Origin of the sequence: Mycobacterium sp. E2497, assembly GCF_001668695.1 — a bacterium.
Lineage (GTDB): Bacteria > Actinomycetota > Actinomycetes > Mycobacteriales > Mycobacteriaceae > Mycobacterium.
Genome location: NZ_LZKD01000137.1, coordinates 74,080 through 88,280, shown reverse-complemented (window position 1 = coordinate 88,280; position 14,201 = coordinate 74,080). Strand labels below are relative to the sequence as shown.

At 69.1% G+C, this 14,201-nt stretch carries 14 protein-coding genes and 1 pseudogene; 8 read left to right on the top strand and 7 right to left on the bottom strand.

Annotation, left to right across the window (positions count from 1 at the left end; genetic code table 11):
• Window positions 1-83 precede the first annotated feature (83 nt).
• The gene (locus tag A5713_RS11885; RefSeq protein WP_197516360.1) at window positions 84-1,964 is read left to right on the top strand and encodes an alkyl/aryl-sulfatase; all 1,881 of its coding nucleotides are present in this window, start codon (window positions 84-86) and stop codon (window positions 1,962-1,964) included.
• A gap of 74 nt (window positions 1,965-2,038) precedes the next feature.
• On the opposite strand, the gene A5713_RS11880 is transcribed toward A5713_RS11885, so the two are convergent.
• From A5713_RS11880 to A5713_RS11860, 5 genes are read right to left on the bottom strand one after another with little or no spacing between them, the layout of a single operon-like run.
• Window positions 2,039-3,004, bottom strand: coding sequence for an NADPH:quinone oxidoreductase family protein (locus tag A5713_RS11880; RefSeq protein ID WP_068095701.1), 966 nt, complete (start codon window positions 3,002-3,004; stop codon window positions 2,039-2,041).
• A complete protein-coding gene (locus A5713_RS11875) occupies window positions 3,004-3,615 on the bottom strand; it encodes a TetR/AcrR family transcriptional regulator (protein WP_068095699.1) in 612 nt (203 codons plus the stop codon). Before A5713_RS11875 ends, A5713_RS11880 begins: the two co-directional genes overlap by 1 nt.
• Window positions 3,612-4,931 (bottom strand): acyl-CoA dehydrogenase family protein, encoded by a 1,320-nt coding sequence (locus A5713_RS11870; RefSeq protein ID WP_067920204.1) that lies wholly within the window; start codon window positions 4,929-4,931, stop codon window positions 3,612-3,614. The genes A5713_RS11875 and A5713_RS11870 overlap by 4 nt, the downstream gene beginning before the upstream one ends.
• Before the next feature lie 54 nt (window positions 4,932-4,985).
• The gene (locus A5713_RS11865) at window positions 4,986-5,750 is read right to left on the bottom strand and encodes an SDR family NAD(P)-dependent oxidoreductase (protein WP_067920202.1); all 765 of its coding nucleotides are present in this window, start codon (window positions 5,748-5,750) and stop codon (window positions 4,986-4,988) included.
• A 1-nt stretch (window position 5,751) separates the two neighbouring features.
• Window positions 5,752-6,798 carry a phosphotransferase family protein gene (locus tag A5713_RS11860; RefSeq protein WP_068095695.1) on the bottom strand — a complete coding sequence of 349 codons (1,047 nt, stop codon included), beginning with the start codon at window positions 6,796-6,798 and terminating at the stop codon, window positions 5,752-5,754.
• A gap of 193 nt (window positions 6,799-6,991) precedes the next feature.
• On the opposite strand from A5713_RS11860, the gene A5713_RS11855 reads away from it, so the two are divergent.
• Together A5713_RS11855 and A5713_RS11850 are read left to right on the top strand one after the other, a co-directional pair.
• Window positions 6,992-7,600: a histidine phosphatase family protein gene (locus A5713_RS11855; protein ID WP_068095689.1), complete on the top strand. Its 609-nt coding sequence runs from the start codon at window positions 6,992-6,994 to the stop codon at window positions 7,598-7,600.
• A gap of 35 nt (window positions 7,601-7,635) precedes the next feature.
• Window positions 7,636-8,682 carry a phosphotransferase family protein gene (locus A5713_RS11850; RefSeq protein ID WP_067920196.1) on the top strand — a complete coding sequence of 349 codons (1,047 nt, stop codon included), beginning with the start codon at window positions 7,636-7,638 and terminating at the stop codon, window positions 8,680-8,682.
• 17 nt (window positions 8,683-8,699) lie between these two features.
• Here A5713_RS11850 and A5713_RS11845 read toward each other — a convergent pair whose 3' ends face one another.
• The gene (locus A5713_RS11845; protein ID WP_067920270.1) at window positions 8,700-9,053 is read right to left on the bottom strand and encodes a lipopolysaccharide assembly LapA domain-containing protein; all 354 of its coding nucleotides are present in this window, start codon (window positions 9,051-9,053) and stop codon (window positions 8,700-8,702) included.
• A gap of 100 nt (window positions 9,054-9,153) precedes the next feature.
• On the opposite strand from A5713_RS11845, the gene A5713_RS11840 reads away from it, so the two are divergent.
• The 5 genes and pseudogenes from A5713_RS11840 to A5713_RS11820 all read left to right on the top strand — a co-directional run bounded on the left by A5713_RS11840 (window position 9,154) and on the right by A5713_RS11820 (window position 13,204).
• Entirely contained in the window at window positions 9,154-10,101 is a 948-nt protein-coding gene (locus A5713_RS11840) for an ABC transporter substrate-binding protein (RefSeq protein WP_068095683.1), read from the top strand.
• A complete protein-coding gene (locus A5713_RS11835) occupies window positions 10,098-11,189 on the top strand; it encodes an ABC transporter ATP-binding protein (RefSeq protein WP_068095679.1) in 1,092 nt (363 codons plus the stop codon). Before A5713_RS11840 ends, A5713_RS11835 begins: the two co-directional genes overlap by 4 nt.
• A gap of 3 nt (window positions 11,190-11,192) precedes the next feature.
• Entirely contained in the window at window positions 11,193-11,879 is a 687-nt protein-coding gene (locus A5713_RS11830) for an ABC transporter permease (protein WP_068095675.1), read from the top strand.
• Window positions 11,876-12,600, top strand: a pseudogene (locus A5713_RS11825) (ABC transporter permease). The gene A5713_RS11830 and the pseudogene A5713_RS11825 overlap by 4 nt, the downstream one beginning before the upstream one ends.
• Before the next feature lie 4 nt (window positions 12,601-12,604).
• Window positions 12,605-13,204: a putative glycolipid-binding domain-containing protein gene (locus tag A5713_RS11820; protein ID WP_068095670.1), complete on the top strand. Its 600-nt coding sequence runs from the start codon at window positions 12,605-12,607 to the stop codon at window positions 13,202-13,204.
• Here the strand turns inward: A5713_RS11820 and A5713_RS11815 are convergent.
• On the bottom strand, window positions 13,167-14,111 hold the full coding sequence (locus tag A5713_RS11815; protein ID WP_082972910.1) for a prephenate dehydrogenase: 945 nt from the start codon (window positions 14,109-14,111) through the stop codon (window positions 13,167-13,169). The two genes, A5713_RS11820 and A5713_RS11815, sit on opposite strands and share 38 nt — an antisense overlap.
• Window positions 14,112-14,201 lie beyond the last annotated feature (90 nt).

The window sequence follows — 14,201 nt, the reverse complement described above, 5'->3', positions numbered from 1 at the left end:
CGGGCGAATTGTTTCTGTGTCCGTTGATCACTGGACAGGATGCGGTGGAACGGCTTCGCGGAATGGCGCGTTGGTGGCAATGTATTGGCGTGCAGCACAAACCCCCCACCGCGGTCATCGAGGCGGCGCACCGCGCACACGCGCTGCCATTCGATGACGACGCGGACTTCCGCAACGCCGATCGCGGGTTCATCGCCGCCCTGTCCCCGTGCGTCATCAAGGCGGCCGACGGCCGGGTGGTGTGGGACAACGACGCCTACTCCTTCCTCGGTGGTCAGGCGCCGGCGTCGGTGCACCCGAGCCTGTGGCGGCAGTCGACGCTGGCCGCCAAACAGGGCCTCTACGAAGTGGTTCCCGGCATCTACCAGGTCCGTGGCTTCGACATCTCGAACGTCACGTTCGTCGAGACCGACACCGGCATCATCGTCATCGACCCGTTGGTGTCCACCGAGGTCGCGGCGGCGGCGCTGGCGTTGTATCGCGCCCACCGCGGCGGCGAGCGCCCCGTCGTCGCGGTGATCTACACCCACAGCCACGTCGACCACTTCGGCGGCGTGCTGGGCGTCACCACACAGGCGGACGTGGACGCCGGCGCGGTCGACGTGCTGGCGCCGGAAGGCTTTGCCGAGCACGCTGTCCGGGAGAACGTCTACGCCGGCCCGGCCATGACGCGGCGGGCGACCTACATGTACGGCACGTTGCTGCCCCGCGGGCCGCAGGACCAGGTCGGTTGCGGGCTGGGCCAGGCCACGTCCACCGGCGAGGTGGCGATCATCGTCCCCACCATCGACGTCCGCGAGACCGGCGAGAGGCACACCATCGACGGCGTGGAGATCGAGTTCCAGATGGCGCCCGGCACCGAGGCGCCCGCCGAAATGCATTTCTACTTCCCGCGTTTCCGCGCGTTGTGCATGGCCGAGAACGCCACCCACAACCTGCACAACCTGCTGACCCTGCGCGGCGCCCTGGTGCGCGACCCGCACGCCTGGTCCGGTTACCTCACCGAGGCGATCGACACCTTCGCCGACCGCGCCGACGTGGTGTTCGCGTCGCATCACTGGCCCACCTGGGGCAGGGAGAACATCGTCGAATTTCTCTCGCTGCAGCGCGACCTCTATGCCTACCTGCACGACCAGACGCTGCGGCTGCTCAACCGGGGTTACACCGGCGTCGAGATCGCGGAGATGTTCCGGATGCCGCCGGCGCTCGAGCGCGCCTGGCACACCCACGGGTATTACGGCTCGGTCAGCCATAACGTGAAGGCCGTCTACCAGCGCTACATGGGCTGGTTCGACGGCAACCCGGCCAGGCTGTGGCCGCATCCGCCGGAGGCCCTCGCTCCCCGCTATGTCGAGGCGATGGGCGGCATCGACCGAGTTGTTCAGCTGGCCCGGACGGCGTTCGACTCCGGCGACTTCCGGTGGGCGGCAACCCTTCTCGACCATGCCGTCTTCGCCGACAGCGACCATGCCGACGCTCGTGCGTTGTACGCCGACACGCTCGAGCAGCTGGCCTACGGCGCCGAGAACGCAACGTGGCGCAACTTCTTCCTCAGCGGCGCAACCGAATTACGGAACGGAAACTTCGGCACGGCGGCCCAGGTCGCGTCGCCCACCATGTTGTCCCAGCTGACCCCCGAACAGATCTTCGACAGCCTCGCCATCCGGGTCGACGGGCCACGCAGCTGGGATCTCGACCTCGCCGTCGACATCGCCTTCACCGATCTGGCCGCCAACTACCGGCTCACCCTGCGCAACGGGGTGCTCGTCTACCGCCAGGCTCCGGCCCAACCCGCGACGGCGACCGTCACGGTGCAGCTGGACGGCAAGTCCCGGTTGCTGGCCGCGGCGCTGGGCGACTTCACGTCCCCGGGCCTGCAGATATCCGGCGACCAGGCGGCGCTACAGGCCCTCCTCGGTGCGCTGGACCAACCCGACCCGAGCTTCAACATCGTCACGCCCTGACGTCGAGATTGCCCTGACGGCTGCTCCGGACCTGGATTTCACGACCATGGCGGCAATCTCGGCGCCACACCGCGTCATACGTCGATGACGACCTTGCCCAACACCTTGCGGTCGGCCACGTGCCGCAGCGCGGCCGCGGTCTCGGACAGCGGGAATCGCGCACCGATGTACGGGCGGATCGTGCCGGCGGCGAACATCTCCGACAATTCCCGCATGTCGCGGACGGCCTGGTCGGGATGGTCGGTCATGAAGGTGCGGATCTCCATGCCACGCACGCAGATGTCCTTGAGCAGAACGAGATTGAGCGGGATCGCCGGTATGGAACCCGCGGCGTAGCCCAGAGTGACGAACGTGCCGCCGCGCGCCAGCGCGCGCAGCGCCGGCTCGGCGTACGGCCCGCCGACGGGATCGATGACCACCCGGGCGGCGTCGCCGGTGAGCTCGCGGATGCGCGCCTTCAAGTCCTCCCGGTCGTAGTCGACGGTCGCCTCGGCGCCGCGTCGCCGGCACAGGTCGAGCTTCTCGGGGCTCGACGCCGCGGCCAGCACCCGGGCCTTCATGGCGACGGCCAGGTCGACCGCGGCCAGCCCCACACCCCCCGCGGCGCCCAGCACGACGACCCAATCCCCTTCTGCCACCGCGGCGGTCGAGCGCAGCGCGTGATACGCGGTGCGGTACGTGACGCCGAAGGCCGCGGCCGACGCGAAGTCCGCGTCGTCGGGGATGAGCGCCGCCTGGCTCGCGTCCAGCAGTGCGCGTTCGGCGAACGCCCCGAAGGTGGTTCCGGCCACTCGCTGCCCCGGCTCGAACGGCGCGCCCTCGCCGGTGGCGATCACCTCGCCAGCGATCTCGTTGCCCGGTATGAACGGCGGCGGGATCTTGACCTGGTACTTGCCGGCGATGAAGAGCACGTCGGGGAAATTCACGGCGGCGGCGTGCACGCGCACCAGCAGCTGCCCGGGGGCCGGGACCGGCTCGTCGACGTCCTCGAGAACCAGGTCTTCCGGTGTGCCATAGGAACGGCAGACCACCGCGCGCATCAGCCGACCCCCAGACCGCGCAGGCAGAATCCGACCAGGTGCGTGATGTCGTCGGACCCGGGCCGGTCGGCAGACCCCACGTATCGCCGCATGGTCGCGGCCGTGCAACTGAACACCGCCTCGACGTCGCGCTCGACGTCGCTGCTGCCCAGCGCCGCAACGGGTTCGACGAGCAGGTCGCGCAGCGGCCGCAGCATCTCCTGATCGACCGCCGGCCAATTGGTGCGGGGTGACATCTGGCCCGCCGCCGCGCGGCTCATGCTGATCAGGTGCGGGTCGGCGACCTGCGCCATCGTGCCCTCGATCCAGCGAGCGACCCGCTCGCGCGGCTCGCTCTCCTTGGCCATCTGGTGCTCGAGGTAGGACACCACGATGCCGACGCCGCGCTCCATGACGGCCAGGATGAGATCGTCCTTGCCGGCGAAGTAGCGGTAGAACGCCTTGTTCGACGTGCCGGCCTCGGCGACGATGTCGCTGACCCGCGGTGGTTCCGGCGCCACCCGTTCCATGACGCGCACCGCGGCGGCCAGGATGCGCTCCACCTCCTCGGTGGCCTCCCGCTGGCGGTCGTCGAGCGCCCGCTCGACCGCCGCGGTCACCCGGCTGCTCACGGCGAATCGGGCAGCGCCGGAACGCGGTCGATGAGGTCGCCGTACTTGGTGCGCGCGGCCTCCCGGCGGATGTCCAGCAGCTCACTGGGCCACTCGGGGTCCTCGGCCTCGTAGTGTTTGAGCAGCAGCCGGGCCAGGTTGACCTTGTGGGCCTCGGTCGGCCCGTCGGCCAGGCCGAGCGCCACGCCGCCGAGCAGCACGTTGACCAGCGGAAGCTGGTCGGTGGTGCCGAGTGCGCCGTGCACCTGGATCGCCCGCAGCCCAATCGATTTGAGCACTTGTGACGCCAGGATCTTGCAGGCGCCGATCTCGGCGCGGGCCGCGTGTTCGCCGGCAGTGTCGATCAGCCACGCCGCGTGCAGGACCGCCAGCCGGAACGGCATCAGCTCGGTGTACGAGTCGGCGACGAACGCCTGCACCAGCTGCTTGTCGGCCAGCGAACTTCCTTGAGTGAAACGGCTTTTCGCGCGACGGGCCATCATCTCCACCGCGCGTTGGGCCACCCCGATCGACCGCATCGCGTGATGCAGCCGCCCGCCGGCCAGCCGGGTCTGCAGAATCATGAACCCCTGGCCCGGTTCACCCAGCAGCGCGTCCGACGGCACGCGCACCCCGTCGTAGTGCACCAGCGAATGCCCGGGTTCGTGCGGCAGCGCCCCCACCAGATGATGGGTGGCCTCGATGGTCAGGCCTTCGGTGCCAGCCGGCACCAGGAACGTCGACGCGCCGCGGTGGACCGGCACGTCGGGGTCGGTGATCGCGACGACGATGAAGAACGAGGCGACGGAGGCGTTGGAGGAGAAGTACTTTCGCCCGGTGATCACCCAGTCCCCGTCTTTTTCCGAGCCGTCGCGGAAGGCGCGCGTCCGGAAGACCCGCGGGTCGGCGCCGCCCTGCGGTTCGGTCATGGAAAAGCAGGAGAAGATCTCCCCGGACAGCAGCCCGGCGAGATAGCGGTCCTTCTGCTGCTGCGTTCCGAAGCGGGCGATGATCTCCGCGTTGCCGGTGTCGGGCGCCTGCGTGCCGAACACGATCGGCGCCCACGGGCTGCGGCCCAGGATTTCGTTGATCAACGTCAGCTTGACCGCGCCGAAGCCCTGTCCGCCGAGTTCGGGGCCAAGGTGTGGTGCCCACAACCCCTGGTCGCGCACCTGCTGCTTGAGCGGATCGACGATCCGCCGGCGCTCGTCGTTCAGCGGCAGGAACTCGCAACCCGGGAACAGCACCTCGAGGGGTTCCACCTCGTGGTGGACGAAGTCGCGGACCCAGTCGAGCTTGTGCTGGAATTCCGGTTCGGTGGAGAAGTCCCAGGACATTCGAATGCTCCTATTCGTTCATTGGGCAGCGGTCATAGGTGGCGACGCGCCACGTCAGGGGATACCGCCGTCGGCGCGCAGGATCGAGCCGGTGGTGAAACTGGACGCGTCGGATGCCAAAAACAATGCCGCCCCGACGATTTCGGCCGGTTCCCCGGCGCGCTGCAGCGCCAGGTGTCCAAACGGCTTGCTCTGGGCCGCCTCGAGGTCCCAGGCCTTGCTCACGTCGGTGAGAAAGGGCCCGGCCATCAGCGTGTTGACCCGCACGGATGGCCCGAACGCCTTCGCCAGTGCCTCGGTCATCGCGTTGAGCCCGGCCTTGGCTGCGGCGTACGGGACGATGTCCGGCGTCGGGCGCAGTGACCCGGCCGTGCTCACGTTGATGATGGATCCTCGCCCGGCCGCGACCATTCGCTCGCCCACCAAGGCCGACAACCGGAACGGGCCCTTGAGGTTGAGGTTGACGACCGCGTCGAACAACTTCTCGGTGACGTCGGTCAGCTTGTCGTACAGCGGTGACATGCCGGCGTTGTTGATCAGCGTGTCCACCTTGCCAAATCGGTCATAGGTCGCCTCGACCAGCCCGTCGAGCTGGTCCCAGCGGCCGACGTGCACCTGATACGGCAAAGCGGAGCGGCCGGTTTCGGCCTGGATCTCCTTGGCGGTGGCCACGCAGTTGTCGATGTTGCGGCTGGCGATCACGACGTCGGCGCCGCAGCGTGCTGCCGCGAACGCCATCTCGCGGCCCAGCCCGCGGCTGCCCCCGGTGACCAGCACGACCCGGTCCGTGAGATCGAAAAGCTGGTCGGCATAACCCATTTCAGTGGGCCCCGGAGGGCAACGAGCGGGCCAGCTCGGCCGCCGTCGCGATCAGCTGCGGGATCATCGTCCCGAAGGCGTCTTGGACCTTGGGGTCGACCTTTCCGGTGCGCACCCCGGCAGCGTAGGTCTTTTCCAGCACGATGCCGAGCTTCCAATTCGCCAGCACCAGGTAGTAGTCGATGTTCTCGGTGGAAAGCCCGCTGACCGTCTCGTAATGCCGGAGCAATTCGCTCCGGCTGGGCATGCCGCGCATGTCCAGATAGAAGCCGTCGGCGCGCGGCTCTTCGCCGTCGTAGCCCAGCAGGCACCACGCCAAATCCAGCAGCGGGTCGCCGACCGTCGTCATCTCCCAGTCCACGATCGCGGCCAGCCGCGCCGGCGCGTCGTGGGCGAACATCACGTTGGCGAACTGGTAGTCGCCGTGCATGATGCCGGGCCGGTAGTGCGCGGGCCGGTTGTTTCGCAGCCAGTCCGCGGCCATATCCAGGCCGGGCAGCTCGCGCACCTTGTAGGCGTCGAGGAACGCCAGCCAGCGATCCACCTGCCGGTCGTGGAATCCGTCCGGGCGGCCGAAACCCTCGAGACCTTGTGCGCGCCAATCCACCCGGCCCAGCTTGGCCGCGCCTTCGACGAGTTCGAAGGCCAGCCCGCGGCGGGCATTCAGGTCGGTGTCGAACGGCGGCTGCCATCCGCCGTCCATCGGGCTCCACCCGTCGATGGCCTGCATGACGTAGAACGGCATGCCGAGCACGGCACCGGTGTCGTCGGCGGCGATCAGCGCCGCATGCGGGACGTCGGTGCCGGACAGCGTGCGCACCAGCCGGATCTCGCGCAGCAAGCCGTCGATGCGCGCGGCGTCGGCGCGGGCGCCGGGCATGCGCAACACCATCCGCTCGCCGCCGCGCTCGAGCAGGTACAGCGTGTTCTGCGAACCGCCCTTCAGCTGCTCCAGCCGCGGCTCCTCGCCGTTTCCCGGCGCATCGTTCGCGTCCAGCCAACGCGCAAGAACGCCCGCTTCCAATTGGGCCTGGCCTACCGTCGCCATCCGCACACCTCGCTCTCTGTACGGAGAATAGCATTCTCCGGCGCGCGGCGGGCTTTCCGCTCAGTCCGGCTTGTGGGCGGAGAGCAGAAACCCCGGGGCCCTGAGGCGGCCGTCGCCGCGCCCCCGTTTTGCGGCGGCCGGTCCGCGTGCTTTGAATGAACACGTCGCGCCAACCACAGACAGGAACGAACACATGCAATTGCTTCTGGTCCGGCACGCGCTGCCATTGCGCAGCGAACACGGGCAGGGCTCCGACCCGCACCTGTCGGACGAGGGATTGGCGCAGATCGAGCGGCTACCCAAGGCGCTGGACCGGTTTCCCATCTCCCGGGTGGTGAGCAGCCCCCAGAGGCGCGCCGTCCAGACCGCCGAACCGGTCGCGGCGGCGCGGGAGCTCGCGGTAGAGATCGACGACCGATTCGCTGAATACGACCGCGACCTTCCGCTCTACATCCCCGTCGAGCAGATCCGCGAGGAGATGCCCGAGGAGTGGGCGCGCCTGGCCCAAGGCCACCTGCCGAGCGCGGTCGACGAGGACGCCTTCCTGGCGCGGCTGCGCGCGGCCGTCGACGACCTCGTCGCCGCCGCCGACCCCGAGGACACCGTCGCGGTGTTCAGCCACGGCGGCGTGATCAACGTCCTGCTGCACCAGATCCTGGGGACGTCCCGCCTGTTGTCCTTTCCGGTCGACTACGCCTCGATAACCCGGCTGCTGTTCTCGCGATCAGGCCAGGCGACGGTCGCGGGGGTCAACGGGGTCGAGCACGTGTGGGACCTGCTGCCGCGAAATCAGCGGTGGTGAGCCGGACCGCCCTGTGGCGGTGGTAAACAAGTCCGGTGACTTCAGCTGACCAACTCGAAGGGCTCGACCTGGCCTCGCTGGACGCCTACCTGCGCTCGCTGGGCATCGGACGCGAGGGCGAGTTGCGCGCGGAGTTCATCTCCGGTGGCCGGTCCAATCTGACGTTCCGGGTCTACGACGACGCGACCAGCTGGCTGGTGCGGCGCCCGCCTCTGCACGGGCTGACCCCGTCGGCGCACGACATGGCGCGCGAGTACCGGGTGGTCGCCGCGCTGTGGGACACACCCGTCCCCGTGGCGCGCGCGATCGCGCTGTGCGAGGACCAATCCGTGCTGGGTGCGCCGTTTCAGATCGTCGAATTCGTCGCCGGTCAGGTGGTGCGCCGCCGCGCCCAGCTGGAAGCCTTCAGCCACACCGTCATCGAGGGTTGCGTCGACTCGCTGATCCGGGTCCTCGTCGATCTGCACAACGTCGACCCCGCGGCCGTGGGCCTGGCGGACTTCGGCAAGCCCAGCGGGTACCTGGAGCGCCAGGTGCGGCGGTGGGGCTCGCAGTGGGCGTTGGTGCGGCTGCCCGACGACCGCCGCGACGCCGACGTCGAGCGCCTGCATGCCGGTCTGCAGGAAGCCATTCCCCAGCAGAGCCGCACGTCGATCGTGCACGGCGACTACCGGATCGACAACACCATCCTGGACGCCGACGACCCGACGAAGGTGCGCGCCGTGGTCGACTGGGAGCTGTCCACCCTCGGCGACCCGCTGTCCGACGCGGCGCTGATGTGCGTGTACCGCGACCCCGCGCTGGACCTGATCGTCAACGCCCAGGCCGCGTGGACGTCGCCGCTGCTGCCGACGGCCGACGAGTTGGCCGACCGGTATTCACTCGTGGCCGGGCTGCCGCTGGCGCATTGGGAGTTCTACATGGCGCTGGCCTACTTCAAGCTCGCGATCATCGCCGCGGGCATCGACTTCCGCAGACGGATGTCGGACCAGGCGCGCGGGCTGGACACCGACCACACACCGGAGGTCGTGGCGCCGCTGATCTCCCGCGGGCTGGCGGAGCTGGCCAAGCTGCCCCGCTGAGGCGTGCCCGCGGCGCGCTAACCCTTGCGCGAGGCCGCGTGGTGCTTCTTCGCCGCCCGCCGTAGCTGAAGGATCCGCGCGGTGCCGACGGCCACAGTGATCAGCCCGCCCACCACGGCCGCCAGCAGGATGGCCACCCCCAGCGGCAGTCTCCAGTGCCAGCCCAAGAACGTAAAGGGCGTCTCCACCGTGTTCTGAGTGATGAAGATCAGCAACAGAATCAGGATCAGGAAGCCGCCGATCAGGGACGACCACAGCGCACCGGCGCGGGTGAACCCGATCGCCGGTTCCCTGGGCGCCTTGCCCGGTTCGGGCGCCGCGGCGGGCTTGGCGGGCGGCTGGCTGGGCGAGGCAGGGGTGTGGCTGCTCATGGTGTCATCTTTGTCCCATCGGGCAAAGAATGAAACCAAACCGCGCAACCGGGCCGCCTGGTCCCGGCGCCCGCGCGGTTCTGCCGTTAGTGTCGGCGGTATGAGGATGCCGTCGCGCGTGCACCGCGCGATGATCCAAGCGACGGTCTGGTTCACGGCGATCTGCGTCCTATCGGCGTGCAGTAGCTCCGACCCGCTGGGCGGCGCCGTCCGCAGCCCGAAGTCAATCGTCGTGGGGTCCGGCGACTTCCCGGAATCACACATCATCGCCGAGATCTACGCACAAGCGTTGCAGGCCAACGGATTCGAGGTGGGCCGGCGGATGGGGATCGGCAGCCGGGAGACCTATATCCCCGCGCTGAAAGACCATTCCATCGACCTGGTGCCCGAGTACATCGGTAACCTGCTGCTCTATTTCGCGCCCGAGTCGACGGCGACCGTACTGGACGCCGTCGAGTTGGAGCTCGACCACAAACTTCCGGGGGATCTGGCGATCCTGACGCCCTCGCCGGCCTCCGACACCGACACCGTGACCGTGACCGGCGGGACGGCTAATGCCTGGAAGCTGAAGACAATCGCCGACCTGGCGGCCTATTCGGCGGACGTGAGGTTCGGCGCACCCTCGGCGTTCGCGACGCGGCCGGCCGGCCTGCCGGGGTTGCGGCAGAAGTACGGACTCGACATCAGCCCCGGCGACTTCGTCGCGATCGACGACGGCGGCGGCGCGGTAACGGTGCGCGCCTTGGTCGAGGGAAGGGTCAACGCCGCAAACGTTTTCACCACGTCACCGGCCATCCCGCAGAACCATTTGGTGGTGCTCGAAGACCCCGCGCACAACTTCTTGGCCGGTAACATCGTGCCGCTGGTCAACTCGCAGAAGAAGTCGGACCGGCTCAAGGAGGTGCTGGATGCCGTGTCGGCGAGGCTGACCACCGCGGGGGTGGCCGGACTCAACGCCGCCGTGGCGGGAAACTCCGGCGTTGATCCGGATCAGGCCGCCCGGAAATGGCTGCGGGACAACGGCTTCAATCACCCGGTCGGGCAATGATCGTTTTCGACGACGTCAGCAAGGCCTTCGCCGACGGGACCACCGCGGTGGACCGGTTGAGCCTGACCGTTCCGACTGGGAAGTTGACCGTCTTCGTCGGTTCGTCGGGCAGCGGCAAGACCACGGCGCTGCGCATGATCAACCGGATGATCGAGCCGACGGCCGGCGCAATCACCGTCGACGGGGTGGACGTGTCCACCCTCGACCCGGTGCGGCTGCGCCTCGGCATCGGCTACGTCATCCAGCACGCCGGACTGATGCCGCACCTTCGGGTGATCGACAACGTCGCAACGGTTCCGGTGCTCAAGGGCCAATCCCGGCGGTGGGCGCGCGCCGCCGCCTATGGGGTGCTCGAACGCGTGGGGCTGGACGCCAAGCTCGCCGGCCGCTACCCCGCGCAGCTGTCCGGCGGGGAGCAACAACGCGTCGGCGTGGCGCGTGCACTGGCGGCCGATCCGCCCATCCTGTTGATGGACGAGCCGTTCTCGGCCGTCGACCCCGTCGTCCGGCTCGATCTGCAGAACGAAATCCTGCGCCTGCAAAGCGAATTGCGCAAGACGATCGTCTTCGTCACCCACGACATCGACGAGGCGCTCAAGCTCGCCGACAAGGTCGCGGTGTTCCGGGCCGGGTCGTTGCAGCAGTACGACGACCCCGCGCGGCTGCTGTCGCGCCCGGCCAACGATTTCGTGGCGAGGTTCATCGGCCTGGGCCGCGGCTACCGATGGCTGCAACTCATCGATGCCGCCGGCCTGCCGCTCCACGACGTGCAGCGCATCCCCGCGGGCGACCTGCTCAATACCTGCCCGGCAGACGGCTGGGCGGTGGTGGTGGACGGCGCCGGCGCGCCGCTGGGCTGGATCGACACCGAAGGGCTGCGCCGTCATCGCGGGGGTGCCTCGTTGTCCGACAGCATGAGCGGCGTCGGCTCGCTGTTTCGTCCCCGCGGAAATCTCAGCCAGGCGCTGGACGCGGCGCTGTCGTCGCCGTCGGGGATGGGCGTCGCCGTCGACGACGGCGGCCGGGTCATCGGCGGTGTGCTGGCCGGCGACGTGCTGGACGCGGTGGCAGCCCGACGGCGGGACTGAGCGATGCACTACCTGCTCACCCACCTCGACGGCGCCTGGGCGCTGACTCTCGTCCATCTGCGGCTGTCGTTGGTGCCGGTGCTGATCGGGTTGGCGATCGCGGTCCCACTGGGCGCGGCGGTGCAGCGCGCGCCGCTTGCGCGCCGGATGACGACGGCGACCGCGAGCGTCGTGTTCACCATCCCGTCGCTGGCGCTGTTCGTGGTGTTGCCGATGATCATCGGGACCCGGATCCTCGACGAGGCCAATGTGATGGTCGCGCTGACCGCCTACACCGCGGCGTTGCTGGTGCGGGCGGTGTTCGAGGCGCTGGACGCGGTGCCGGCCCCGGTGCGCGACGCCGCGACCGCGGTCGGCTACTCGCCGCTCGCCCGGATACTGAAAGTCGAACTACCGCTGTCTGTTCCGGTCCTGGTGGCCGGGTTGCGGGTGGTGGTGGTCACCAACATCGCGATGGTCTCGGTGGGTTCGGTGATCGGCATCGGCGGCCTGGGCGCCTGGTTCACCGAGGGCTATCAGACCAACAAGAGCGACCAGATCCTCGCGGGCATCATCGCGCTCTTCGCGCTGGCGATCGCCATCGACGCGTTGATCGTGGTGGCCGGCCGGTTGGTCACACCGTGGGAGCGCGCGGGGCGCACCCCGCGCCGACGGTCGGTGGTGGCCCCGATCGTGGGTGGCGCGCGATGAACTTCGTGCAGCGCGCCGTCACCTACCTGTTCACCGCCGACAACTGGACGGGCCCGGTCGGACTGGCGGCGCGTGTCCTGGAGCATCTCGAGTACACGGCGATCGCGGTGGGCGCCTCGGCCCTGATCGCCGTTCCCGCGGGGCTGATCATCGGACACACCGGCCGCGGCACCCTGCTGGTGGTCGGCGCGGTCAACGGGCTTCGCGCACTGCCGACGCTGGGCGTGCTGTTGCTCGGAACGCTGCTGTTCGGGCTGGGCCTGGGGCCACCACTGGTCGCCCTGATGCTGCTGGGTGTCCCGGCGCTGCTGGCCGGCACGTATGCGGGAATCGCCAACGTGGACCCGACCGTGGTCGACGCCGCCCGCGCCATGGGAATGACGGAGGCCCAGGTGCTCTGGGTGGAGGCGCGCAACGCGATGCCGTTGATCCTGGGCGGGTTGCGCAGCGCGACGCTGCAGGTGGTTGCCACCGCGACGGTCGCGGCCTATGCCAGTCTCGGCGGGCTGGGCAGATACCTGATCGACGGAATCAAGGAGCGCGAGTTCCACCTCGCCCTAGTCGGCGCCTTGATGGTGGCCGTGTTGGCGTTGGCGCTCGACGGGCTGCTGGCGTTGGCGGTGTGGGCGTCGGTGCCGGGCGGCGACCGCCTGCGCAAGACCGCCGCCAGGCGCGAGCGCCGGGCAGGTACGCCACGGCCGGCGGGCACGATTTACGGTAGATGAGTGAACACAGATTCCTCGGATTCGACTCGGCGGGTATGGCAGGCGATGCTCACCTGGCGTGCACAGGACGTATCGCGGATGGAATCGGTACGAATTCAAGTGTCCGGCAAGAGAATCAAGGCCAACGGCCGCATCGTTGCCGCCGCCACGGCAACCAATCCGGCGTTCGGCGCGTACTACGACCTGCAGACCGATGAGACCGGCGCCACCAAGCGGCTCGGCATGACCGTCACGCTGGCCGAGCGTGAACGTGTGATCTCCATCGCCCGCGACGAAGAGAACATGTGGCTGGTGACCGACCATCAGGGCGAGCGCCGTGCGGCGTACAACGGCGCCCTGGACTGCGACGTGGTGTTCAGCCCGTTCTTCAACGCGTTGCCCATCCGCAGGCTCGGCCTCCACGAACGGGCAGACTCGGTCACCTTGCCGGTGGTCTATGTCACCTTGCCTGACATGTCCATCACCGCCGATGTCGTGAGCTACACCAGCTCGGGCGGCCTCGACGGCATCAAGCTGCGCTCCCCGGTCGCCGACACCGTCGTGAGCGTCGACGAAGAGGGCTTCATCGTCGACTATCCAGGCTTGGCAGAGCGGATCTGATCACCCCGCCCGCCCGGCCGGCGGCTGCCAACTCCTCGCGCCAGTTCTCGGTGCCGATGACGACGTGGAAGATCTCGGAACGCGGGAAGCTGTCGTAGCGCGTCCGGGCGGCGTGCCCGGCCTCGACGAGTTCGGCCACCGATTTGTGCCCGACCAGTGAGTCGCGGGCCCGGCTCAGCAGCTCGATGACCCGGTCGGCGGCGGGCACCAGCTGGTCGGCGTTGCCCTCGCACATCGCCCGCACCAGGTCCGGGGCGGTGGCGGCCACCCTTGTCCCGTCGCGGAACGATCCGGCGGCCAGCGCGAAGGCCAGCGGGACTTCCCCCCCGATGACCGCCAGCGCCTCGGCCAGCAGGTGCGGGAGGTGGGAGATGGCGGCCGCCGCGGCGTCGTGATCGTCGGACTTGGCCGGCACCACCACCGCGCCGCAATCGAGCGCCAGCGTCATCACCATCGACCACACCACCGGGTCGACGTGGTCGTCCACGCTGACCACCCACGGCGCCCTGGTGAACAGGCCGGGGTTGCCCGCGGCCCAACCCGAGTGAGCGGTGCCGGTCATCGGGTGACCGCCGACGAACCGCTGCCGCAGGCCGGCCGCGACGACCTCGTCGAGCACCGCCCGTTTGACGCTGGTGACGTCGGTCAACGGGCAGTTCGGGGCCAGTTCGCCGATGTGGGCGAGCATGCCGGCCATCGCCGGCATGGGCACCGCCAGCACGATCAGCGCGCCGGCGTCGGCGGCGCGGGTCAGCATGGCGGTCAGGTCGGTGCTGGCGTCGAAACCGTCGGCGGTGGCCCCGTGCGCACCCTCCACCGACCGGTTGTAGCCGAACACCTCCCGGCCCGCGGCCGTGGCGGCCCGCATGATCGAGCCGCCGATCAGCCCCAGCCCGAGCACGCACACCGGTGGTCGAGAAACAGGGCTAGCCACAGACCAAGGTTGGCACAATCCGGCGGCGCGGTGTGGTCAGACGTTGCCGCGTTTCGCTCCATC